We start from the raw sequence: 21,639 nt of genomic DNA, 5'->3' as shown, positions 1-21,639 counted from the left end.
ATGACGGACAAGGCATTTAGCGGACTGCGCGTGCTGGACATGGGACAGATCTACAACGGTCCCTATTGCGGCCTGCTGCTTGGGCTTCTCGGCGCCGACGTCATCAAGGTCGAACCACCCGGAGGCGAACGGCTTCGCTTCCGGTCGACCGACGCCGTCGAGACGCACGAGTTTATGATGCTGAACTCGAACAAGCGCAGCATCGTACTCGACCTGAAGACCGAGGCCGGGAAGTCGCTGTTCCTGGACCTCGCGTCCGAGGTCGACGTGGTGATCGAGAACTTCGCGCCCGGCGCAATGGAGCGGATGGGGCTCTCGCCGACGACGCTGATGGAGCGGAATCCGAGACTGATATTCGCCTCGGGCAAGGGCTACGGCAACCAGGGCCCCTATGCCCACATGGCGGCCATGGACATCACGGTCCAGGCGATGGCCGGGGTAATCGCCTCTACGGGGTTTCCCGATGGTCCGCCGGTCAAAGCAGGGCCGGCGTTCGCGGACATCATGGGCGGAATTCATCTGTTTGCGGGGATCGCCACGGCCCTTTATCAGCGCGAGCATACAGGACGCGGGCAAGCGGTCGAGGTGTCCATGCACGATACGATCTATCCCGCTCTGGCTTCCGTGTTGGGTGCGCTCTACAATGATCCCGCGCGGGTCGTGCCTGAGCGCACGGGGAACAGGCACAGTGGCCTCGCGGTCGCCCCCTACAACGTCTACCGCGCGGCCGACGGACACATCGCGATCATGTCCGCGAACGAACGGCACGCGATCGGCGTGATGGAACTGGCCGGCGGCGCGGAGATGACGTCGGACCCGAGGTATGCCACCCGGTATTCACGGCTCGAGCATATGGACGAGCTCGACGCGCAAGTAGAGGCGTGGACCCGCGGCTTCGATCGATGGGCCTTGGTGCGCATGCTGGCGGAGAAGGGTGTGCCTTCGGCCCCCGTGCTGACCGTCCGCGAGGTAGCCGAAGATCCCCATCTGCGCGAGCGGGGCATGATCCGCGACGTGGAGCATCCGCTGCGGGGAACCATCCCGGTGCCTGGATCGCCCATCCGTCTGGGCGACTCGTCCGTCGAGGTGCGCGCCGCCCCCGAACTAGCGGAAGGCACCAACGCGATCCTGGCCGAATTGCTGGAAGCCGGTGACGAACAGATAGCGATGTGGCGCCGTGAAGGCGCATTCGGAGAGACAAAATGACCGATGAAAGGGGAAATCGCCCCGTCCGTATCGCCAACTGCTCGGGATTCTACGGCGATCGCCTAAGCGCGATGGAGGAGGTCCTGCGGGGCGGCGAGGTGGACGTGATTACCGGCGACTACCTCGCCGAGGTCACCATGCTGGTGCTCGCGAAGAACCGGTTGAAGGATCCCGAGACAGGCTACGCCAAGACCTTCGAACGGCAGATCGACCCCCTACTTGAGGAGATCGCGGCACGCGGGGTGAAGGTCGTGGTCAATGCCGGCGGACTCGCGCCGGCGACACTTGCCGAGCGGCTGCGTCGCACGTGCGGCGCGCGGGGGGTCCCCCTCTCGATTGCCCATGTCGAAGGCGACGACCTGTTGCCGAGGCTGGATGCCCTCCAGGAAGAAGGAAACCCCCTTTCACACCTCGACACGGGGAAACCGCTGTCATCTTGGGGCCACCGGCCCCTCACCGCGAACGCCTATCTCGGCGCCTGGGGTATCGTGGCGGCACTCGGCGCGGGAGCCGACATCGTGATCTGCCCTCGGGTTACGGACGCTTCCGTCGTGGTTGGCGCCGCAGCCTGGTGGCACGGCTGGCCACTCGATCAATGGGACGCGCTCGCCGGCGCGGTCGCCGCGGCGCATGTGATTGAGTGCGGAACGCAGGCGACCGGCGGCAACTACTCCGGCGTCGCCGCTATCGCGGATCCGATCCGTCCAGGCTTTCCACTCGCCGAGATAGCTGCCGATGGAAGTAGCGTCATCACTAAGCATCCCGGGACCGGGGGAGCCGTGACGGCCGGCACCGTCACGGCGCAGCTGCTATACGAGATCCAGGGGCTCGACTATCTCAATCCCGACGTGACCGTGCAGCTCGATACGATCCAGCTCGAGGAGCTGGGTCAGGACCGCGTTCGTCTTTACGGCACGCGTGGTACTCCGCCTTCGGTCACGACTAAAGTCGCGATCACTGCCCTCGGCGGCTTCGAGAACAGCATGATGTTCGTGCTGACTGGCCTCGATCGCGCTGAGAAGGCGCATCTGCTGGAGCGGGGATTCCGCGCGCAGCTGGTGGACGCCGACCTCACCGCGCTGCGCTTCGACCTGATTGGCGGGGTGGATCCGCGCCCAGCGGATCAACTCGCGGCAACGAGCTTCCTTAAGGTCAGCGCGCAAGGGTCGGAGGCTGCTGTCGGGCGGAACTTCTTCGACGCGTCGGTCGAGCTTGGTTTGGCTAGCTATCCCGGCCTATTCTCGCTCCGGGCTGGAACTCGAGGCGCGACCGCGTTTGGCGTCTATTGGCCCGCAGTCGTTTTTCAGGATCTGCTCGCTCATGTCGCGGTGCTGGCGGACGGCACGCGGTTGGAGGCTGCTCGACCACCCGTCATGGCCTGGATCGAGCTTCGGCAACCCGCGACAACCTATACCGAGCGGGATTGGGGCGACACTGTCGATGCGCCGATCGGGACGGCGTTCGATGCTCGCTCGGGAGACAAGGGTGGTAACGGGAACGTCGGGATATGGGCGAAGGATGATCTCGGATATGAGTGGCTGGTCTCAAAGCTCACGGTCGAGACATTGGCGAGCCTGTTGCCGGAAACGGCCGGGTTGACGATCGAGCGTTACGCCCTCCCTAACCTTTGCGCCGTTAACTTCGTGATCAAGGCCCTCCTCGATGGCGGTGCGACTGAGACACTGCGCTTCGACACCCAAGCCAAGGCCTTGGGGGAGTATGTCAGGTCCAAAGTTATGGCGTTACCGCTGGCTCTCGCCGCACGAAATGGCCCACACTGAGAGTCACGCACCGCCGAGCAGCGGGCTTGGGCAACCTGCTGGAAAGAGTAAATGCAATAGGTGCGGACTCACAGCAGGTTCGAACACGATGCTGATGTCGCCCAGCACATTCCCGCCGTGATAACATCGAGGTCGCCGGTGGAGGCCAGCCCAGACCAGAAAGCGCGTCGTAGGCGCCAGCGGACAGGTGCGAGCGCGACAATGGCACGAAGCTTGGTGACAGTACGCGCTGTCGCGGAGACGCTGCACCTGGCAGCAGCGCGCGCCTTCGATGAGCGGCAAATCGCCGAACCGCTGGCCGACCTTTGGAGCTGGCTTGAGGTGAACCGGTGATGATCGACGTGTCCCATCTGAAGACGCGCCGCGCGGCATCGAGGCTGACGATAAAAAGGGGGATCTTGGCCGACTGATTGGCCGAATCAAAGGCGGCATGAACACCAAGCCCCATGCCTTTACCGATGCGAATGATCGCCCGTTGAGTTTCTTCATTACCGCCGGTCAGATCAGCGACTATAGGTGACTCTGCCGGGCAATGTCGAATCACGCCTTCCGAAATGGTGGGGCATTTTGCCCAAATTCTTTTTTTCGAATTATCACGGTTCCGTCAGATCGGGCACTGCCTAGAGCAGATTCCGATCATTCCAGTTCATATCCGGCGGCCGAGAAGTAGTTTGCGCACTCTTCTGGCGTGAAGCACGGCAGGGCGTCGCGGATTGTGTCCCACAGGTCGGGGATGGTTTGAGCAGCAGCCTTTCGCAGGATGGCCTTGAGCTTTGAGAAGGCATTCTCGATCGGATTGAAGTCGGGGCTGTATGGCGGGAGGAAGAGCATCCGCGCGCCCGTCGCTTCGATGGCTTCGCGGGCGGCGACGTTCTTGTGGGCAGGAAGGTTGTCGAGGATCACGACATTGCCGGGCCGTAAGGTCGGGACGAGGACGTGCTCGACATAGGCGACGAACCATTCCCCTGTCATCGGTCCGTCGAGCACCATCGGCGCGGTCATGCCGGACAGGCGGAGCGCGCCGGTGAAGGTGGTCGTCTTCCAATGGCCGTGTGGGATGGATGATCGGCATCGCATGCCGCGCTTTGCGCGTCCCCGCAGACGAGCCATCTTGGTAGAGGCGCCGGTTTCGTCGATGAACACCAACTGCTCGGGATCGAGATCAGGCTGGGCATCGAACCAGGCGTGTCGCCGCGCGGCGACGTCGGGCCGCTCCTGCTCGCTCGCGTGCGCCGTTTTTTTCAAGGTCATGTCGTGACGGTCGAGAAAACGCCAGATCGTGCTCGCCGCGAACGCGGCACCATGCTCGGCCCGAAGCATCTCGGCCAATTCGACCAGCGTGATGTCCACCTGCTGCTCGATCGTCGCTAAAATCACCTCTCGATACGCTTCGATCCGTCGGGATCGCCGGTCGCCACCTTGCGGCTTCGCACTGGTCGTACCGCTATCGCGCCACTCGCGCACCCAACGGATCGCGCTGGCGGCACCGACACCGAACCTGTCGGCCGCTGCCCGTCGTGACAGACCGCCATCGACCGCCGCGATCACACGAGAACGAAGATCCGCAGATAAAGATTTCGCCATGACACGCCGACCTCCGCTCGGACGGCATCATGAATCAGACTTTTGATCCTAAGGGAATCCCAAAGCGAATCTATCAGATCAGATTTTGCTCTAGCCACCAAGACGGTTCGGCGCTGCATGCTATCTATGGCCCCCTCGGACCCTCGCCTTTGCGAACCCACCAACTGAGAACAAAGTTGGCGATGGCGGCGGCGAACAGAATCGTAGCAGGAACTGTGTGACTGTCCGCCAACAGCGCTCCAGCTACCAAGAAGCCTACCGTGAGAACATTGGGGTCGCCGACGCGCCCTGTAATGTTTGAAGAAGGTCGGGCCGTGGTCCTGACCTCCACCGGGAGTGCACCCGATCGCGCCACGCTTTCCGCAAGGGCCACTAGTTCTGGCGAAGCCGCCGCCAGCCTCCCCAAGCTGGCAACCAATCGGCGTCCGCCCTTCTTGAGATCGGCAGGACTTAGGCGTTCACGCATCAGCTCGCGAGCGATCGGCATCGCCCTCGCCGCGATGTCGAATTCAGGGTCGAGCGAACGGACGAACCCCTCGGCGGTAAGAAGGGTGCGCAGCAACAGCGCCAGATCAGGCGGCAGCGCGAGGCGATAGTCGCGGAGCAACGCGAAGACGCGTTGGAAAATCACCGATAGCTGAATCTGCTCAAGGACGGCGCCGCGGAATTCGCCTATCAGTTCTTCAAGGTCTCGGTGGAGCGAACGCGCATCGACGGTATAGTCGCCGGACCATCGCATCAGCACGTCGCCGACCCCGCGGGCATCATCGCCCGCAATGGACAGTACCAGGCTGACCAGTTCGGAGCGGCGGGCGGGGGTCAGCGTTCCCACCGCACCGAAGTCTATGAACGCGATCGTCCCGTCAGGTTGCACGAACACGTTGCCGGGATGGGGATCGGCATGGAAGCGCCCGTTGAAGATGATCATGCGAAGCACTGCATCGGCGTAGGTGCCGGCGATCGCCTTTGCGGTTGATCGATCGATCGGAACGGCCGTGATCGCACGGACGGATTGGCCGACCAGCCTTTCCTGCACATTGACCCGTCGGCCGACATGGTCCCAGAAGAACCTCGGTGTATATACGCCAAGGGTCGTCAGATACGCGCCGATGCTCTCGCAGGCCGCGGCTTCCGCGCTGAGGTCCATTTCCTGCGACAGACCTTCGGCGAAGGAGCGCAGGAGTTCGTCGGGCTTGAGGCGACGCACCTCAGGCGATTGCTTCTCCGCCAATCGCGCGACCCGTCGTAACAGCCGCAGATCAGCATCGACCCGCGTGGCAATACCGGGACGGCGGATCTTGACCACGACCTCGGTCCCGTCCTGGAGCGCCGCAGAGTGAACCTGCGCGATCGACGCGGCTGCGATGGGCGTCCGATCGAAGCGTGCGAACACCTGGTCGACCGGTGCGCCGAGCGAGGCTGCCAGATCTGCTTCGATCTGCTCGAAGGGGAGCGGCGTGACCTGATCCTGAAGCGTGGCCAACGCCGCCACCCATTCTGGCGTCAGCAGATCCTCGCGCGTCGCCAGCACCTGGCCTAGCTTGACGGCGACCGGTCCGAGCTCGCGCAGCATGGCGACCACTCGCCCGGGAGCGTCCTTCTCACCTGTCTGATCCGGGCTTCCCAAAGCCAGACCCAAGCGTGCCGCAAGCCCGCCAAGGCCGTGGCGGACGAATATCCCGGCCAATTCTGCGAAACGAGCGCGCTCACCGATCGGAACGTCTTCCTCGATCATTACGCGCCATCGTCGGCCGGGGTGCCGGGCCGACAGCCGGTCAGGAACAGGTCGATGCCGCGACTGACGCGGTCCTTTGCCGCTGCATCGTACGCCGCTGGCGCGAGGCCCAGCGCCGACCGCCGCATGGGCGCGACCACGACGAGCGTGACGAACTGTTCGGCGGCGAAGACCGGGTCGGACACGGTTATTTCGCCCTTCGCCGCTGCATGCGCGAGGATGCTTGCGACCCATTGAACGGCGCGCTGAAATCCGAAATCATGGATGTTCGCCGCGAGCGCGGGAAAGCGCACGGCCTGGGCAATGACGACCCGTTCCATCGACGCGATTCGCGTGGTCAACAACCATGCCAGCAATACGTCCGCGATCGACTTGAGCCTCACGGCGACATCGAGTTGATCGTCGATCGTCGGCTCCAGTGCGCGCAATTGGGTGTCGATTTCGTCGAGGATCACCGCTTCGAACACGCGCGCCTTGCTGCCGAAACGCGCATAGAGCGTTCGCTTCGAAATCCGGGCCCGTTCGGCAATCATGTCCGAACTTGCTCCGTCGAACCCGCGCTCGAAAAAGACGTCACGCGCGCTTCTGAGTATGTGAGGCGCGAGACGGGCGGCTTCAACGATCGTGGGCCGCCCCATTTTTCGCGCGCGCTTCGGGCGCTCCTCGTTTGCGTCTCTCAACACCGTCTCCCGCCACAGCACTACTCGCTTCATGCGCGCCTGACGAGAGAGGATGTCGATAGTTACCCCGGGTTTCTTACCAACTTTTGGTTTGAGGCGGACAGGTACGCGTGAGCTGCTGCCGGTTTCGTGGACACCGAGATAAGGTGTTTATGGAACCGGAGGGTGACAATGCAACGACGGAAGTTCAGCCGGGAGTTCAAGCTGGAGGCGGTGAAGCTACACCACGCGGTGGGACACGATCGTGGCGCAGGCCGCGCGCGATCTGGATTTACATGTAAATGTGCTGCGCAAATGGGTCCACGAGGCGGCGGCCGATGCGGGAGCGGCATTTCCCGGTCACGGCAACATGAAGCCCGAGCAGCTTGAGATTGAGCGGCTTCGCCGCGAGCTTGTCAGGGTGAAGGCGGAGCGCGACATCCTAAAAAAAGCGGCGGCCTACTTCGCGAAGGACTCGATATGAGGTTCGCCTTCATCGCGAAGCACCGGGGGATCTGGCCGGTATCGTGGATTTGCGAGGTGCTCGGGGTCTCGCGCAGCGGCTTTCATGCCTGGCTCACGCGCGCGCCGAGCGCACGCTCATCCAGCGACGAGGCGTTCAGCGCGAAGATCCGCGCCAGCTTCATCGCCAGCGATCGGACCTATGGCGCGCGTCGCGTCTGGCACGATCTTCTGGCCGAAGGCCTTGCATGCGGCCTGCACCGCATCGAACGGCTGATGCGCCTGCACGGGCTGAAGGCGCGGCCCCGGCGTCGCGGGCTGCCCAAGGACGCCGGCGAACGCTCGATAATCGCGGACAATGTGCTCGATCGCCAGTTCAGCGCGGATGCCCCGAACCGCAAGTGGGTCGCCGACTTCACCTATATCTGGACGATCGAAGGCTGGCTCTACGTGGCGGCAGTGATCGACCTGTTCTCCAAGCGTGTGGTCGGCTGGTCGATGAGCGACACGATGACGGCGCAACTCGTCACCGACGCGCTGGTCATGGCGATCTGGCGTCGTGGCAAGCCCGATGCCCTGTTGCATCACTCCGACCAGGGTGTTGCGACGACCGGTTGAATCCGCCCAATATACCAGCGAGCAGTTCCAGCGGCTCATGGCCGACAGCCGATCGCACAAGCCGCCTGAAGTTCAGCCGGCACGGGGAGCAACAACGATGCGACCGTGCCGAGATGAGGCCGTAACTTGCAAGACGAGCAGCAGATGGTGTGATCGATCGATCCACGACGAGGGACAATCCGTTTGAATCAATGGCCTTCATCAGGTCGCCAGGTTGTTTGGAACCCTCGTCGCGGAGGCCATTTTGGCCAGCGGTCACGTGCGACCGCAACAACAGGCCGGACATATGATCGCAAGCGATCCGTCACTTTTATCTGCTCAATGCCTTGTAAGCGGAGGCCGTTCTCTAATCGTGGCTCCTTGGTCAACATCTTAGTCGCCTTCCGGGTCATGGTTCTCTTCGCGGTCGGCATTGGCCGCCGCAGCATCTGGTCCGGTCGGAAAAGCGCGGGCGCTGCAAGGTCCACAACGGGCTGACGTCAGATCACGTGCCCATGGCCCCTACCGCGCAGTCACCCACACCCCGCCCGAGGCGACACGTACATCCGGCTCGTGCCGGACGATCTGGTTAGGCTGCGGAAGGGACTGGCTCCCAGCGGAACGGCTCACCCGAGCGCCACACGCTGTGCAGGATCACCGACAGTTTCCGCGCCAGCGCGACCCTCGCCTTGCCTGGTCCGGCTCGCTCGGCGATCGCCAGAGCCCAGTCCTTCAGGTGCAGCGCTCGTTTCACTCGATGGAGGATCACGATGGCGGCCTCGTACATGAGCGTTCGCGCGAGGACGTCGCCGCATCCAGAAATGCGCCCGCTACGGTCGATCTCACCTGACTGGTAACGCCGCGGCGTCAGGCCGAGATGCGCTCCGACGGATCTCGAGCGAGAGAAACGTGCTGGATCTTCGATCGTGCTGACGAATGCGAGCGCCGACAGGGCGCCGATGCCCGGAACTGTCATCAGCAATCTGCAGGTCGCGTCTGCCTTCACCCGGCGCTGAACGGCCGCGTCGAAGACGGCAATCTGTTCGCGAAGCTGTCTCCAGGTGGCAAGGAGCGGTCGCACGATCAACGCGACGTCCGGCGTATCCTCGACCATTGCTTCGACGCGGCGATCGAACCTGAGCCCGCGGTTCTCTAATCGTGGCTCCTTGGTCAACATCTTAGTCGCCTTCCGGGTCATGGTTCTCTTCGCGGTCGGCATTGGCCGCCGCAGCATCTGGTCCGGTCGGAAAAGCGCGGGCGCTGCAAGGTCCACAACGGGCTGACGTCAGATCACGTGCCCATGGCCCCTACCGCGCAGTCACCCACACCCCGCCCGAGGCGACACGTACATCCGGCTCGTGCCGGACGATCTGGTTAGGCTGCGGAAGGGACTGGCTCCCAGCGGAACGGCTCACCCGAGCGCCACACGCTGTGCAGGATCACCGACAGTTTCCGCGCCAGCGCGACCCTCGCCTTGCCTGGTCCGGCTCGCTCGGCGATCGCCAGAGCCCAGTCCTTCAGGTGCAGCGCTCGTTTCACTCGATGGAGGATCACGATGGCGGCCTCGTACATGAGCGTTCGCGCGAGGACGTCGCCGCATCCAGAAATGCGCCCGCTACGGTCGATCTCACCTGACTGGTAACGCCGCGGCGTCAGGCCGAGATGCGCTCCGACGGATCTCGAGCGAGAGAAACGTGCTGGATCTTCGATCGTGCTGACGAATGCGAGCGCCGACAGGGCGCCGATGCCCGGAACTGTCATCAGCAATCTGCAGGTCGCGTCTGCCTTCACCCGGCGCTGAACGGCCGCGTCGAAGACGGCAATCTGTTCGCGAAGCTGTCTCCAGGTGGCAAGGAGCGGTCGCACGATCAACGCGACGTCCGGCGTATCCTCGACCATTGCTTCGACGCGGCGATCGAACCTGAGCCCGCGGTCAGCACCCGGCAGCAGGCCGAATGTCTTGAGCACGCCGCGCACCATGTTGGAGAGGCGCGTCCGCATTCCAACGAGTTGGGCTCGCGCGCCGAGAAGGGATCGTGCTTGGTGAGCATCCAACGACTTGACGTGGACGGAGCGGTACCAGCCTGTCCGTACCACCTGCGCCAGCCCTTCCGCGTCATTTTGGTCGGTCTTGTTCAACCTCATTTGCAGCGCTGCTTTCACCCGGCGGGCGTCAAGGACCGCGACATCGGGACCAGCAGCACGCAGGCCGTGCACAAGCCACGGTGTCATCGCTCCGGTCTCGACACCCAACTTCGCGTCAGCGCCAGCATACCTGGAGATGAGTTTCGAGATCGAACAAGGGTCAGTTGGGCAGCTTCCTCTCCAGATCCGCCGCCCTTCGCTATCGACCACGCAGATCGCCGTGGTCTTCTGTGATACGTCCAAACCTACTGAGTGTGGCATTGAAACCTCCGATGGTGCTTACCACCGGGCCAAGCGCCCGGATCGCAACACTATCGATCATTCGACTCGATGCCGCGATTACCCGAGGTCCACATATGATTCAACGCGTCCGTTGAGGAGGCGTTGGATGTGGCGGATTTCTTTTGGTTTTCGGATGCGCAGTGGGCGCGGATAGCGCCGCTTTTACCGACCGATACGCGGGGGATGCCGCGGGTCGATGATCGGCGGGTACTGTCGGGCATCGTCCACGCGTTGCAGTCGGGCGGGCGGTGGAGTGACTGTCCCGAGCAAGTCTATGGGCCCAAGAAGACGCTCTACAATCGGTTCGTACGCTGGGCGGAGCGCGGGGTGTGGGAAGATATCTTCTCGGCACTGGCCGGGGCCGACGACGCGCCCGATCGGCTGTTCATCGACAGCTCTTGCATCAAGGTCCACCGCACCGCCGGCGGCGCAAAAGGGGGGCCTTGGCCAATGCTATCGGCCAGACGCGTGGCGGCAGGAACACCAAGCTCCACGCCATCTGCGACACAAGGGGCAGGCCGCACGTCCTCCTGCTGACGCCCGGCAACGTCCATGACATGCGGGTCGCCAAGGCTTGCATCGCGGCCATGCCTCCCTCGGCCGAACTCGTCGCCGACAAGGGATACGACAGCAACGACTTGCGTGCCTGGCTTGCCGAGCGCGGCACCGCCGCTGTCATTCCGCCCAAGCGGCATCGCAGGGTCAAACTCGACTGCGATCCCGTCATCTACAAACAGCGCAACGTCATCGAGCGTATGTTCTGCCGCTTCAAGGACTGGCGCCGTGTCGCCATGCGCTTCGACCGAAACATCAAAACCTTCATGGCTACCATCGCCATCGCCGCTACCGTCATCTGGTGGTTATGAGTCCGGCCCCTAGTTCTGTGATAACGGCGCCGAGGCCAAGTCGATCGCGCAGGTTGTGCGCAACCTTGGAGGGCAGCAGAACGCGGTGCGCATTGTGCTTCGCGCGGACGAGACAGCGTTCGCTCACGAGCACACCATCAACCCCGAGTGGACATCTATGAGCTGGTTCGGTGAACAACAAGCGCAAAGGGAAGCTTATGAACCCAGTGATATTCGGCACAGTTGCTGGCGTCGTGTTCGGTACAATCGATATGGGGCTGATGGTGCCAATGGACTTCCCCGACAAAAAAACGGCGTTACTCGGGGCGTTTTGCAGCAGGTTCGCCATCGGCTTTCTGATCCCCTTGGTGAAGATGCCCATTCCGGTGTGGGTCATAGGCGCGGTTGTCGGGCTACTCCTCAGCGTTCCGGACGCGGTGATCACCAGGGCCTACGTGCCGATCCTGACGACGGGCCTGGTCGGCGGTCTGATTATTGGGTGGGCGGCGGGGCGCTGGGCGGTCTGACACTTCTTTTCCCGCGCTTGTAGTCCGGAAGCCTGGGCGCACCTACCTGAAGGCCTATCCGATCGATCTGTTCCGCCTGATCGGCGATGCCGCGCGTCTTCGCGCGAACCGAGCGAACCCGGCCGGTAATAGCCTTGCCCTTTGCGTCGATCGCTCGGATCGAGGGCCGCGCGGCGCTGACACTGCGGTCAAATGCCACGATACCGCGCTGCACCCTGCGCAACTTTTCATCGGCCGAACTGAACGCGTCGCCTTGCTGCCCGTTGATCTTTGCTCTTAATCGGTCCGCTCCTTCCCCTGCGCTGGCGATGGAGGTGCCGACACGCAATATCCTCCCGCGCGCGCCCGTTAGCGAATCGGAAATGCGCGCGGCACGGCTGGACCATGCCGACGAGCTATCGGCCAGCGCTGCGAGCCGATCGCGCGCACGCTGCTGCCCGCGGGCGTCGAAATTGGTCGACACCTTGTCGATAGTGCGGCTGATCTTTTCGACCATTGCCATCGGGTCTCCTCCCGATCCGAGGAGGCCGCCGTTTTTGGCCGGGATGACGGGAAGCGCTTCGCCGTTGACCGCAACGATTGTTGACGCTCCTTTCAGCGATCCATCGAGGCTGATGGCGGCCCCGCCCCCGACGAGCGAACGCGATATCGATGCCGTTACGCCGTGCAGGATCGGAACTTCAGGATCGAGTCGGATGGTGACCAATACCGTCGAGGGATCGTTCACGGTCAGGCGCACAGAGGTGACCGAGCCGACCGGCACCCCCGAATAGCTGACCGAAGAACCTATACGGATGCCGGAGACGCTATCTTTGAACCTAATAAGGTAGTCGCGACCCGTCGGATTGCTTGCAGAGTGCAGCCATATCGAGAACGTAACGAGCGATAGAAGGAGGACGCCGACGGCAGCGAATACGAGCAGTCGGTTTGAAGTGGTCTCCATATCCGCCGTCCAAGATACTGGCGCCTCGCTAAGATGTAAACCGCACGGTATAGTTTCGTATGCACGGTTGACGCCGCTCGTTCGATGCTGAAAATTGACGTGCGCGACGGATTGCGGGGGTATATGTTGTCTGTGCTGTCAGAAGCCGGTATGGTCGCTATCCCTTGGAGTGCCGCACTGGAAATCGAGTTTCTGTCGTCGGGTGACGGCCTGGCAGCACTTCGGATGCCCTGGCGCAAGGACTTGTCGGACCAAGACGGAGGAGCGGCGAGCGGCGCGGTGGCAAGCCTGATCGACCACGGATGCGGCGCTGCCGTCATGTCCAAGCTTGCACGACCGGTCTTGATCTCGACCTTGAATCTAAAGATCGATCACATTCGCCCGTCGGCCTCAAAGTGCCCGGTGACGGTATGGGCCCACTGTTACCGACTTACGAGCGACAGGGCGTTTGTGCGTGCAGAAGTGTGGGAGCAGGATGCGGCAGATGTGTTCGCCTCAGCGCAGGGTGTATTCTCGATCAACCGGCCGATAACGGCGTGAACATGGACGGACGCTTGGCCACGATCATCGCGTCATCGGCCTTCGGCGCAAAGTTGGGCGAGATGATCGAGGTCACGCAAGACGGCTTGACGTGGACCCTGTCTCCACGCCCCGATCTGATCGGCAATCCGCTCCTTCCCGCCCTCCATGGCGGCGCGGCAACGGCGTTCCTTGAACTGGCGTGCGGAGCCATTGTAGCCCATAGCCTCGACCGTGAAGTCCTGCCGCGGCTCATCAGTGTCAACGTACAGTTTCTGGCCCCGATGCGCTTGCGGGATATTACCACCCAACCGACAATCCTCCGCACGGGAAGACGCATCGCCGTTGTCCACGCTGACGCTTGGCAGGAAGATTTCAGTTCGCCCGTCTGCGCCGCCCAGTGCGAGTTCGCTCTGTCAGCGTGATGCCGGTTCGCTTGCCGTGACGGGGGCGAGCGCGAGGCGCCGCAGCATTTCGACAAGCCGCTCCGCGTCGTGGCCGTCGCCATTGATCACCCACCAGGCCACGACGTCGATCGCACTGCCGACCAGGTGAGTCACGGCAAGCGCGGGCGGTAGCCCAGGATCCAGCACAAGGGGCACGTGTTCGGCGCGGGCGATCGCCTGCGCAGTGATTGCTTTCCGTGTGCGCTCGCCGCCGCCGATCAAAATTGCAGCAATCGGCCGTCGTTGCTCGGCGATATATGTGGCAGCCGCTTTCAGTAGCGCGTCCTGATCGCCCGAAGCCAGTGCCGGCCCGATCCGCTCAACAATCTCGCCGATCATGGTTTCCGAAACAGCCATCAGCAGCGCATCGATCGAGGCGAAGTGCCGGAAGAACGTGGCGTAGCCGATGCCGGCTTCGGCGACGACCATCTGCACGGTCACTTGTGCCAGCTCCATCCGCTAAAGTGTTCGAAGCAGCGCTCAGCGCAGCGCCGCACGTGTTCGGACGAAGCGGGGATCGGCGTGTCATGCCGCATGCCTGCGAGCTTGAGCGTTCCCATCATCTCCAGGATCGTGTGGCGTTCCATAGGACCCCCTCAGGCTGTCATAGCGGGCGCAGTCCGCCACGGGTTCGTGACGCAGCTGCAGTCCTTCGGGCGTGGCGATGGTGAGCGGCGCCGGTGGCTGCCGCTGGCGGGTCAAGATGTTGATGACGACGTCGCAGCTGGTCGCGCGAGAACCGGCGCGCATCGTCGGACTCATCGCTTGTTTGGGCCTTGGCGTTCGACGCCGTAATCGCGCCGGCGAGTGCCATTGCCAGCACAAGCGCGCGCGCGACCAACCAGGCGGCTCTTTGTCCGTGACGATAATTTTTTGACGAGACCCCTATTTGCAACGGAAAAGCGGCTGGAAACGAGTTCCTCGCTTCTCTAGGATACGGAACGGTTTACATATCTTAAGGTTCCAGCATGGCGGTTGAGCATCCGAAGACTGACGCGGCGGACAGTCGCGACGAAGGTCGGGGGCAGAAAGGTCATGCGGGAGAATCGGGTGATGGCGATACCGACGTGGGCAAGCCTGGCCTGCTCACGCGTTATCCAATCATTCGCGTCGTGCTCGTAGCCACTCTGGTAGCGGGCATCTTAGCAGCCGGCCTGTGGTATCTGGATTACGAGCAGACGGGGCAATACCGCCAATCGACCAACAATGCGTATGTCCGCGCTGACTTCGTGACGATATCGCCGAAGCTTGGCGGCTATATTGAGCGTGTGTTGGTTAGCGACAACCAGCCGGTGCGCAAAGGCCAGCTACTGGCAGTCCTCGACCCGCGCGACTTCCGCTCCGGTGTTGCCGAGGCGCAGGCCCAGGTCTCGGCTGCCGAAGCAGGTATTCGCACCGCGCGGCGTACCTTAGACGAGCAGCGTGCGTCGATCGCTCAGGCGAACGCCCAGGTGGCAAGCGCCGCTGCCGCCGCCGCCGCTGCAGCGAACGAGGTGCGCCGCTATGAGCCACTTGCCCAGTCCGGCGCTGAATCGCGCGAACGTCTGGCGGCGCTTGTCTTAGATCGCGACCGGTCATTCGCAAATCTGCGGGCACAACGCGCCGCCGCCGTCGCTGCACGCCGTATGCTGGCCACTCAAGACGCGCGTATCGGTCAGGCGCTGGCACAGCGTGGGGCGGCCGAGGCGCAGCTCTCGCGAGCCTCAATCGACCTCGGATCGATTGAGATACGCAGCAGCATCGATGGCGTTGTCGCGGACAAGGCGGTGCGTGCCGGCCAGTTCGTTCAACCGGGAACCCGGCTGATGTCGATCGTGCCGACCGATCAGATCTACGTGCAGGCAAACTTCAAGGAGACACAGGTTGCGCTCATGCGGGTCGGCCAGCCAGTGACGATCAAGGTCGATGCGCTCGATGGTGCCGAGTTGCGTGGCAGGGTCGCGAGTTTCTCTCCGGGCACCGGCGCGCAATTCTCCCTGCTGCCCCCCGAGAACGCAACGGGGAACTTCACCAAGATCGTTCAGCGAGTGCCCGTGCGGATCAACATCGAGGCAGGGCCGGAGGCGCGAAAGGTGCTGCGGCCGGGTCTGTCGGTCGAAGTCACCGTTGACACGGTTGGGGCAAAGGGAAGCAGGCAGCGAATCGAGGAGGAAAGCGACCGGCTGACGCGCGGTGGGGCGAGGGCGCAGCAGTGATGGCTTCTCATGGCGCTCGTGCGCGAGACTGGATCGCGGTGGCGGCAGGAACGATCGGGTCGTTCATGGCGCTGCTGGACATTTCGATCGTCAACGCCGCTTTGCCGACAATTCAAGGTGAGATCGGCGCGAGTGGTACAGAAGGCACTTGGGTCGCTACGTCTTATTTGGTCGCGGAGATCGTGATGATTCCGCTCAGCCCTTTCCTTGTCCGACTGTTCGGCCTGCGCAACTTCCTGCTCGGAGCCGCGGTGTCGTTCACCGCATTCTCGGTCGCCTGCGGCTTGTCGACGACCTTGCCGACGATGATCGCCGGTCGCGTCGGTCAAGGGTTTACGGGGGGCGCTCTGATTCCGACGGCGATGACGATCATCGCAACGCGCCTCCCGCCCTCACAGCAGCCGATTGGAACAGCGGCATTCGGCGGGACGGCAATCCTGGGGCCTGTGCTGGGGCCAATCATCGGCGGCTGGCTGACAGACAATTACAGTTGGCACTATGCTTTCTTTCTCAATGTGCCTGTCTGTGCCGGACTGGCGATGCTGCTTCTGTTTGGACTCGACCATGAGCGCCTCCGTCTCAACGAGCTGCGCAAGGCTGATTGGCTCGGGATCGCCGGGCTGGTGATCGGCCTGGGTTCGCTAACCGTGATGCTCGAAGAAGGGCAACGCGAGATGTGGTTCGAGTCAGCGATGATCGTGAAGCTCGCCATCGCGACGGTGTTCGGTTTCGCGCTGATCACGGTGGGACAGGTGCGCGCCGAAAACCCGGTGTTAAAGCTTAGGCTCGTCTTCAGTCGCTCGTTCGGCAGCGTTTTCATTCTCAGCCTGGTGATCGGCGTCGTGCTCTATGGCGTGACATTCCTGATCCCCCAGTTCCTCGCGATCAACGCCGGTTACAGCGCGCTGCAGTCGGGCCAAGTCGTCTTCATCTCCGGCGTTCCAGCGCTCTTCATGATGCCGTTCCTGCCTTTGGCGTTCAAATATCTCGACGTACGGGTTGCCGTGATGGTCGGCATGGTGCTGATCGGCCTTAGCTGCGCGATGGACTGGCATCTTACCACGCAATCATCGGGCGGCGACATGACCTATTCGCAGTTGGTGCGCGGGTTTGGCCAGATTTTCGCGATGATGTTCCTGAACCAGGCGGCGATCAGCGCCGTCGCGCCAGAAGATGCTGGCGACGCGTCCGCGCTGTTCAATGCGGGACGCAATCTCGGGGGATCGATCGGCCTGGCGCTAATGGCGACGCTCCAGGACCGCCAGACGTTCATCCATTTCAACCGGCTCGGCGAGATGGTGTCGGCCAATTCCGCGACGACGCAGGAATGGTTTGCGCACGCCATGGCGGGTCCGGCCGGTGAAGCCGGTGCCTATCGGCAGCTGGCCGGTCAGATGCTCCGGCAGGCGACAGTCATGGCCTATAACGACCTTTTCTTCGCGCTCGGAGTCGCAGTCGCAATCACGACCCCGCTGGCGTTGTTTCTCCGCCCAATTCCCTCCGGCACGCAAATGGCGATGCACTGATGACCCGATACATTATTTTTCTTCCGCTGTTCCTCGCCGGCTGCACCGTCGGACCCGACTATGGCGGTCCGAGCCCCGTCGCGAACGCCGAGCGCGCGGGAGCGCAGTTCCGGCGCGCCGACGCCGCGCAGACGGTCCCGCAGCCGCCGCTCGCCCGCTGGTGGACGTCGCTGGGAGATGCGCAACTGACCGCGCTGATCGACCGCGCGCTGGCCGCCAGTCCCGACATCGCGATCGCCGAGGCGCGGGTCCGAAAGGCACGCGCCACGCTGCGCGAGCAGCGTGCGAACCAGTTGCCCAGCTTATCGGCGACGGGAACTGCGATCATCGCCGAGCTGCCGGCGGGATCGCTGGCGTTGCCGTCGCAAGGCCAGCAGTCTGACCGGATCAAGGCAGAATTCTACAATGTGGGCCTCGACGCGTCTTGGGAGATCGACCTGTTCGGCGGCCGCCGACGGGCCGCCCAGGCTGCTTCCGCGCAGGCCAGCGCGGCGCAGGCGAATTTAGCCGACGCCCAAGTTCGGTTGTCGGCCGAAGTCGCTAGTAACTACATCACGCTTCGCGAGCTTCAGCAGAGATTGATTCTAGCCCGGCGCTCGACCGAGTTGCTTGCCCAGTCGCTTGCGTTGCTCGAGCAGCGCGAGCAACGCGGCGCGTCCTCCCGCGACGATGTCTTGCGGCTGCGGACAGAGTTGAATCGAACACGAGGCGACATGCTACCGGTCGAAGGGCAGATCGCCGTTACGCTTGACCAGCTGGCGCTGCTCACCGGCGATGAGCCTGGGACGCACGACGCGACCTTGGCGGTGCCCGCCGCGATCCCGATGCTCCCTGCAAGCGTGCCGATTGGCGATCCGGCGGCGATGCTGCGGCGGCGGCCTGACATCCGCGCGGCCGAGCGACAGCTCGCCGCCGCCACCGCCCAGATCGGCGCGAACGTCGCCCGCCAATTTCCGTCGATCAGCATCATGGGCATCATCGGACTCGGGGGTCCGAATATCGGCGACGTGCTCGACACAGACAACGTGTCCAGCCTCCTGCTCCCCAGGATCAACTGGAGCTTCCTCGATCTCGGGCGCAACCGCGCGCGGGTTGATCAATCCCGCGCCGATCGCGACGAAGCCGAGGCCCAGTATCGCAAAGCCGTGTTGGCCGCATTGACCGACGCTGAGACGAGTCTTTCCCGCTTTGGCAACCAGCGCAAGAATCTGCTGTCGGCCTACCGGAGCGCCGAAGGCGCGCGCCAGTCCGCCGATTATGCGGCGCAGCGGTTTGATCGCGGTGCCGTGCCGCTCACAGCGTCGCTCGATGCCCAGCGCGCAGCTTTAGCGGCGGCTCAGTCTTCGGTTGTAGCGCAAGGCGAGCTGACCCGGGCTTTCATCGCACTTCAAAAGGCGTTGGGACTGGGGTGGGGCACTCCGAAATCTTCGTAATAGTAGTATCGCGCGAGTTTGACTGCTCCGAGCCGACTTTTGAGCGCATTACGAAGTTTGTCGCCGGCACAGCCGCCATCGGCGAACACGTGGCGCAGCCAGGGGAAGGGTGGCGGATTCCCGTCGCGCAAATCGCTTGGATAGAAGACGTAGCCCATCGAATGGACCACGCCGTCAATGTGAGCCATGCCGCGCTGGCCTATGATGTCGCTACGAGCAACCTTCTTCATGCTTCTTCCAGTGGAAGCATAGCGTTCCCTGTGCGTTCCTCACCAGCATTGATTTGCGCAATGTTGGAGACAAACAGGTTTGTAAGCAGCCTGCCCGAACAAAAGCCATCATTCGCGCCACGCGCTGAGGCGGCGGAGAAGGCGTAGACGCCGACTTCCCTTGGCTCCTCTGTCCCGGCCCCTTCCGAATTGTGGCCGGAGAATCTTCGCACCGTCCCGGAGCTGGTCGAGATAGTCGGACCAGTGCTGCATCATGCGGACGCGCTCGTCACAATATTCGCCCCGCGTGTAGGCACGGCGAACCATCGAGGTGTCGAGATGGGCGAGCTGCTTCTCGATAGCGTCTGGGTTCCAGATGCCCATTTCGTTGAGCAGGTTCGCTGCCATCGCGCGGAAGCCTTGCGCCGTCATCTCCTCCTGGCTATGTGCGCGCTGGCTGGCACCTGGCGCCTCAACGGCATCGAGCTTGAGGCATGGTTCAGCGACGTCATCGAGCGCGTCGGCGACCATCCCATCAATCGGAACGATGACTTCCTGCCCTGGCAATGGCAGGCTGCACGCCGGGAAGTGCATCTGGAGGAAGCCGCGGGAGCACCGGCACGGTCGTGCGAATGAAGATCACGCTGGACGACGTTGCGCCGCCGGTCAGTCGCACCATCGAGGTCCCGCTAGTTTTCCGGCTTGATCGGTTGCACGCGGTGTTCCAGGCAGCGTTGGCCTGGACCGACTCCCATCTGTGGGAGATGACGTTCGAGCGAACCGGGTTCGGCGTGCTCGATCCTGAATACGGCTTCGATGGGCCGATCGATGCGCGGAAAGCCACCCTGGCCCAGGCGCTTCGCGATACATGGCGCAAGACCATTCCAGCACCTCTACGACTTCGGCGACGCCTGGGAGCACAGCGTAAAGATCGAGCAGGCCGCGCCGACCGATCCTCAACTGACCTATCCCCGGATCCTGAAGGCGATCGGCGAGCGCCCGCCCGATGACTCCGGTGGGCCGTACGGCTATGCTGAGATGCTCAAGGCGCTGCTTTGCGGAGCGCGAATATCATGAAGAAGCGTTGGAAAACCTCGGCGAGGAATACGACCCGAACCGGCCGCCCAATATCACCCTCATCGAAACCAAGCTCGCGACCCTTGCGAAAAATTGGGCGCCAAAGCCGCGGACAACACGCTGATGACCTCGCGTCAATGCCGCCTTTCGTCGGCGCTTATGTTGTTCGAAAAGGCGTGCGATTGAACCAAATATCCGTAGTATCCTGCGCGGCTTTGGGGCGCTGCTGGAAGTGGGCGGGCTGGTCGCGCTGATCGCGCTGGCGCTGGCCAACGCGGCGGACTCTGTGGTCGCCAAGATCGGCGCGATCCTGCCGGTCGAGTGCGAACGACAACTCGTCCACGTGATCGCCGACATCTTCCGGCCCAAGCTGCGCTACACCGCGATTATCGATCTCGCACCGCTGCGCTCGGATTGTTGGTGCGAGAGGCACTGCGCGTCAGTGCCATCCAGTTCAATGGCCTGACAGCATGTCCGTTACACGGCTGACAATTGCGCCGCACTCCTGCGCAGAGCCGCCACATACTCGTCGATGTGGGACGCCCCCCGCCGTTGCGGTGCGCCCATCGCCAGCGCAGCCAGGACCTGACCATCGGCATCAAAGACGGGAACCGCCGCGCCGACGACGTCCGGAGTCATCTCGGAGTCGATCACCACAAAGCCATTGTTACGGACATCTCTCAAACGTGCCAACAATTGGTCGCGCGACACGATGGTGTTGGGCGTCAGGCGGTCCAGTTTCACCCTGCTTAGATAGCGGTCAACGTCGGCGGGCGCTTGCCACGCGAGCAAGATCTGCCCCGGTGACGAACAGTATAGTGGACGCCTCGTACCGGGAGCGATGACGTAGCGGACCACTTTCTCGCTCTGTACGACTTCGACATGTTCCACCCAAATGCCGGTGCGATCCAGCACGCAGAAAGACACGGATTCGCCGATCTGCTCGCGCAGCGCCTCAAGTACAGACCTGACGCCATGCACTGCGGTGTGCCGCTCGATAAGCAATGCCAATCGCCGGCTCAACAGTCCGAGGCGGTAGCGCCCATCGGCATGCACGAGATAGCCGCTCTGAATGAGGGCACGCAGCAGCTGCAGCGTGCTCGTCTTGGGAATCCGCAGCTCCTTGCTGGCAACGCTCAGCGTGATGCCATCGGCATATCGCGCGAGGAGTTCCACCAATTGTAGTGCCCGAACCGGCGCCCGCGGGAAACGGTCCGGATTGTCAGTCACCATAACCTATCGACCTGTACGAGTGTGGTTGCAGCAGCAGCGCGAGGTGCGGTTTTTTTCACGAACCGCACCAGCTGTCAAATCGCTGGTGCTCTGATATCGGAACATAGCAGAAAACTAGCTTGCATATCGGAACATATTACTGCAAAGACGTGTGACTCGCTAAAGCGGGAGGGAGTGGGATGACGTCGACGACACCGACCGGCTGCACATGGTCGTGACCACCACCAATCCATCG

21 protein-coding genes and 6 pseudogenes are annotated in these 21,639 nt (G+C 62.9%); 15 read left to right on the top strand and 12 right to left on the bottom strand.

What is annotated here, in order from left to right:
- The 3 genes and pseudogenes from F9288_RS06255 to F9288_RS22110 form a co-directional block, all read left to right on the top strand.
- Positions 1-1,206 carry a CaiB/BaiF CoA-transferase family protein gene (locus tag F9288_RS06255; protein ID WP_174835832.1) on the top strand — a complete coding sequence of 402 codons (1,206 nt, stop codon included), beginning with the start codon at positions 1-3 and terminating at the stop codon, positions 1,204-1,206.
- Entirely contained in the window at positions 1,203-2,987 is a 1,785-nt protein-coding gene (locus tag F9288_RS06250; RefSeq protein ID WP_174835831.1) for an acyclic terpene utilization AtuA family protein, read from the top strand. Before F9288_RS06255 ends, F9288_RS06250 begins: the two co-directional genes overlap by 4 nt.
- Positions 2,988-3,310: 323 nt before the next feature.
- Positions 3,311-3,501: pseudogene (locus tag F9288_RS22110) on the top strand (IS5/IS1182 family transposase); the annotation flags it as partial.
- A 122-nt stretch (positions 3,502-3,623) separates the two neighbouring features.
- On the opposite strand, the gene F9288_RS06245 reads toward F9288_RS22110, so the two are convergent.
- The 3 genes from F9288_RS06245 to F9288_RS06235 all read right to left on the bottom strand — a co-directional run bounded on the left by F9288_RS06245 (position 3,624) and on the right by F9288_RS06235 (position 7,019).
- A complete protein-coding gene (locus F9288_RS06245; RefSeq protein ID WP_174835830.1) occupies positions 3,624-4,571 on the bottom strand; it encodes an IS630 family transposase in 948 nt (315 codons plus the stop codon).
- 124 nt (positions 4,572-4,695) lie between these two features.
- Positions 4,696-6,306: an AarF/ABC1/UbiB kinase family protein gene (locus F9288_RS06240; protein ID WP_174835829.1), complete on the bottom strand. Its 1,611-nt coding sequence runs from the start codon at positions 6,304-6,306 to the stop codon at positions 4,696-4,698.
- Positions 6,306-7,019, bottom strand: a complete 714-nt coding sequence (locus tag F9288_RS06235) for a TetR/AcrR family transcriptional regulator (protein ID WP_254621096.1) — start codon at positions 7,017-7,019, stop codon at positions 6,306-6,308. Before F9288_RS06235 ends, F9288_RS06240 begins: the two co-directional genes overlap by 1 nt.
- Before the next feature lie 138 nt (positions 7,020-7,157).
- Here F9288_RS06235 and F9288_RS06230 point away from each other — a divergent pair.
- Positions 7,158-8,027, top strand: a pseudogene (locus tag F9288_RS06230) (IS3 family transposase); the annotation flags it as partial.
- 586 nt (positions 8,028-8,613) lie between these two features.
- Here F9288_RS06230 and F9288_RS06225 read toward each other — a convergent pair.
- Both F9288_RS06225 and F9288_RS06220 read right to left on the bottom strand, forming a co-directional pair.
- Positions 8,614-9,201: an IS110 family transposase gene (locus tag F9288_RS06225; protein ID WP_174835828.1), complete on the bottom strand. Its 588-nt coding sequence runs from the start codon at positions 9,199-9,201 to the stop codon at positions 8,614-8,616.
- A 197-nt stretch (positions 9,202-9,398) separates the two neighbouring features.
- Positions 9,399-10,430 carry an IS110 family transposase gene (locus F9288_RS06220; RefSeq protein ID WP_174835827.1) on the bottom strand — a complete coding sequence of 344 codons (1,032 nt, stop codon included), beginning with the start codon at positions 10,428-10,430 and terminating at the stop codon, positions 9,399-9,401.
- 204 nt (positions 10,431-10,634) lie between these two features.
- On the opposite strand from F9288_RS06220, the pseudogene F9288_RS06215 reads away from it, so the two are divergent.
- Positions 10,635-11,317 (top strand): annotated as a pseudogene (locus F9288_RS06215) (IS5 family transposase).
- Positions 11,318-11,487: 170 nt separating this feature from the next.
- A complete protein-coding gene (locus F9288_RS06210) occupies positions 11,488-11,823 on the top strand; it encodes a hypothetical protein (protein WP_174835826.1) in 336 nt (111 codons plus the stop codon).
- On the opposite strand, the gene F9288_RS06205 is transcribed toward F9288_RS06210, so the two are convergent.
- Entirely contained in the window at positions 11,789-12,766 is a 978-nt protein-coding gene (locus tag F9288_RS06205) for an MlaD family protein (protein ID WP_174835825.1), read from the bottom strand. The two genes, F9288_RS06210 and F9288_RS06205, sit on opposite strands and share 35 nt — an antisense overlap.
- 84 nt (positions 12,767-12,850) lie before the next feature.
- Here F9288_RS06205 and F9288_RS06200 point away from each other — a divergent pair, with 84 nt between their 5' ends.
- Positions 12,851-13,306: a PaaI family thioesterase gene (locus tag F9288_RS06200; RefSeq protein WP_174835824.1), complete on the top strand. Its 456-nt coding sequence runs from the start codon at positions 12,851-12,853 to the stop codon at positions 13,304-13,306.
- A 14-nt stretch (positions 13,307-13,320) separates the two neighbouring features.
- Positions 13,321-13,710: a PaaI family thioesterase gene (locus F9288_RS06195; RefSeq protein WP_174835823.1), complete on the top strand. Its 390-nt coding sequence runs from the start codon at positions 13,321-13,323 to the stop codon at positions 13,708-13,710.
- On the opposite strand, the gene F9288_RS06190 is transcribed toward F9288_RS06195, so the two are convergent.
- The 3 genes and pseudogenes from F9288_RS06190 to F9288_RS06180 all read right to left on the bottom strand — a co-directional run.
- Entirely contained in the window at positions 13,702-14,172 is a 471-nt protein-coding gene (locus tag F9288_RS06190; RefSeq protein WP_174835822.1) for a TetR/AcrR family transcriptional regulator, read from the bottom strand. The genes F9288_RS06195 and F9288_RS06190 overlap by 9 nt on opposite strands.
- Positions 14,169-14,318 carry a hypothetical protein gene (locus tag F9288_RS06185; RefSeq protein ID WP_174834729.1) on the bottom strand — a complete coding sequence of 50 codons (150 nt, stop codon included), beginning with the start codon at positions 14,316-14,318 and terminating at the stop codon, positions 14,169-14,171. Before F9288_RS06185 ends, F9288_RS06190 begins: the two co-directional genes overlap by 4 nt.
- Positions 14,257-14,457: pseudogene (locus tag F9288_RS06180) on the bottom strand (IS21 family transposase); the annotation flags it as partial. The gene F9288_RS06185 and the pseudogene F9288_RS06180, both read right to left, overlap by 62 nt.
- A gap of 242 nt (positions 14,458-14,699) precedes the next feature.
- On the opposite strand from F9288_RS06180, the gene F9288_RS06175 reads away from it, so the two are divergent.
- Genes F9288_RS06175 through F9288_RS06165 form a run of 3 tightly spaced genes read left to right on the top strand, consistent with a single transcriptional unit; the run spans position 14,700 to position 18,885 of the window.
- Positions 14,700-15,926, top strand: a complete 1,227-nt coding sequence (locus tag F9288_RS06175; protein ID WP_174835821.1) for an HlyD family secretion protein — start codon at positions 14,700-14,702, stop codon at positions 15,924-15,926.
- Positions 15,926-17,452, top strand: a complete 1,527-nt coding sequence (locus F9288_RS06170) for a DHA2 family efflux MFS transporter permease subunit (RefSeq protein ID WP_174835820.1) — start codon at positions 15,926-15,928, stop codon at positions 17,450-17,452. The genes F9288_RS06175 and F9288_RS06170 overlap by 1 nt, the downstream gene beginning before the upstream one ends.
- Positions 17,452-18,885 (top strand): efflux transporter outer membrane subunit, encoded by a 1,434-nt coding sequence (locus F9288_RS06165; RefSeq protein ID WP_174835819.1) that lies wholly within the window; start codon positions 17,452-17,454, stop codon positions 18,883-18,885. The genes F9288_RS06170 and F9288_RS06165 overlap by 1 nt, the downstream gene beginning before the upstream one ends.
- Here F9288_RS06165 and F9288_RS06160 read toward each other — a convergent pair.
- Positions 18,840-19,115 (bottom strand): hypothetical protein, encoded by a 276-nt coding sequence (locus tag F9288_RS06160; protein ID WP_174834728.1) that lies wholly within the window; start codon positions 19,113-19,115, stop codon positions 18,840-18,842. The genes F9288_RS06165 and F9288_RS06160 overlap by 46 nt on opposite strands.
- A 108-nt stretch (positions 19,116-19,223) precedes the next feature.
- A pseudogene (locus F9288_RS22105) lies at positions 19,224-19,541 on the bottom strand (tyrosine-type recombinase/integrase); the annotation flags it as partial.
- On the opposite strand from F9288_RS22105, the gene F9288_RS22365 reads away from it, so the two are divergent.
- From F9288_RS22365 to F9288_RS06145, 4 genes and pseudogenes are all read left to right on the top strand, one after another.
- Positions 19,434-19,730, top strand: a complete 297-nt coding sequence (locus F9288_RS22365) for a transposase domain-containing protein (protein ID WP_174835818.1) — start codon at positions 19,434-19,436, stop codon at positions 19,728-19,730. The pseudogene F9288_RS22105 and the gene F9288_RS22365 overlap by 108 nt on opposite strands.
- A pseudogene (locus F9288_RS22095) lies at positions 19,661-19,900 on the top strand (hypothetical protein); the annotation flags it as partial. The gene F9288_RS22365 and the pseudogene F9288_RS22095, both read left to right, overlap by 70 nt.
- A gap of 10 nt (positions 19,901-19,910) precedes the next feature.
- The gene (locus F9288_RS22090) at positions 19,911-20,171 is read left to right on the top strand and encodes a hypothetical protein (RefSeq protein WP_368076212.1); all 261 of its coding nucleotides are present in this window, start codon (positions 19,911-19,913) and stop codon (positions 20,169-20,171) included.
- 232 nt (positions 20,172-20,403) lie between these two features.
- Entirely contained in the window at positions 20,404-20,637 is a 234-nt protein-coding gene (locus F9288_RS06145) for a hypothetical protein (RefSeq protein WP_174835817.1), read from the top strand.
- Between the two features lie 11 nt (positions 20,638-20,648).
- On the opposite strand, the gene F9288_RS06140 is transcribed toward F9288_RS06145, so the two are convergent.
- Positions 20,649-21,404 (bottom strand): IclR family transcriptional regulator, encoded by a 756-nt coding sequence (locus F9288_RS06140; protein ID WP_174835816.1) that lies wholly within the window; start codon positions 21,402-21,404, stop codon positions 20,649-20,651.
- Between the last annotated feature and the right edge of the window lie 235 nt (positions 21,405-21,639).

This window comes from Sphingomonas sp. CL5.1, from assembly GCF_013344685.1.
Taxonomy (GTDB): domain Bacteria; phylum Pseudomonadota; class Alphaproteobacteria; order Sphingomonadales; family Sphingomonadaceae; genus Sphingomonas.
The sequence above is the reverse complement of the archived record's forward strand: the minus strand, read 5'-3'. Positions and strand labels throughout refer to the sequence as shown.

Excerpts from the sequence above, each read along its gene's own strand:
- F9288_RS06255 (WP_174835832.1), top strand. The coding sequence starts at position 1 with ATGACGGACAAGGCATTTAGCGGACTGCGCGTGCTGGACATGGGACAG.
- F9288_RS06250 (WP_174835831.1), top strand. The coding sequence starts at position 1,203 with ATGACCGATGAAAGGGGAAATCGCCCCGTCCGTATCGCCAACTGCTCG.
- F9288_RS06245 (WP_174835830.1), bottom strand. The coding sequence starts at position 4,571 with ATGGCGAAATCTTTATCTGCGGATCTTCGTTCTCGTGTGATCGCGGCG.
- F9288_RS06240 (WP_174835829.1), bottom strand. The coding sequence starts at position 6,306 with ATGATCGAGGAAGACGTTCCGATCGGTGAGCGCGCTCGTTTCGCAGAA.
- F9288_RS06235 (WP_254621096.1), bottom strand. The coding sequence starts at position 7,019 with ATGAAGCGAGTAGTGCTGTGGCGGGAGACGGTGTTGAGAGACGCAAAC.
- F9288_RS06225 (WP_174835828.1), bottom strand. The coding sequence starts at position 9,201 with ATGTTGACCAAGGAGCCACGATTAGAGAACCGCGGGCTCAGGTTCGAT.
- F9288_RS06220 (WP_174835827.1), bottom strand. The coding sequence starts at position 10,430 with ATGCCACACTCAGTAGGTTTGGACGTATCACAGAAGACCACGGCGATC.
- F9288_RS06205 (WP_174835825.1), bottom strand. The coding sequence starts at position 12,766 with ATGGAGACCACTTCAAACCGACTGCTCGTATTCGCTGCCGTCGGCGTC.
- F9288_RS06200 (WP_174835824.1), top strand. The coding sequence starts at position 12,851 with ATGCTGAAAATTGACGTGCGCGACGGATTGCGGGGGTATATGTTGTCT.
- F9288_RS06185 (WP_174834729.1), bottom strand. The coding sequence starts at position 14,318 with ATGGAACGCCACACGATCCTGGAGATGATGGGAACGCTCAAGCTCGCA.
- F9288_RS06175 (WP_174835821.1), top strand. The coding sequence starts at position 14,700 with ATGGCGGTTGAGCATCCGAAGACTGACGCGGCGGACAGTCGCGACGAA.
- F9288_RS06170 (WP_174835820.1), top strand. The coding sequence starts at position 15,926 with ATGGCTTCTCATGGCGCTCGTGCGCGAGACTGGATCGCGGTGGCGGCA.
- F9288_RS06165 (WP_174835819.1), top strand. The coding sequence starts at position 17,452 with ATGACCCGATACATTATTTTTCTTCCGCTGTTCCTCGCCGGCTGCACC.
- F9288_RS06160 (WP_174834728.1), bottom strand. The coding sequence starts at position 19,115 with ATGAAGAAGGTTGCTCGTAGCGACATCATAGGCCAGCGCGGCATGGCT.
- F9288_RS22365 (WP_174835818.1), top strand. The coding sequence starts at position 19,434 with ATGGGCGAGCTGCTTCTCGATAGCGTCTGGGTTCCAGATGCCCATTTC.
- F9288_RS22090 (WP_368076212.1), top strand. The coding sequence starts at position 19,911 with ATGGGCCGATCGATGCGCGGAAAGCCACCCTGGCCCAGGCGCTTCGCG.
- F9288_RS06140 (WP_174835816.1), bottom strand. The coding sequence starts at position 21,404 with ATGGTGACTGACAATCCGGACCGTTTCCCGCGGGCGCCGGTTCGGGCA.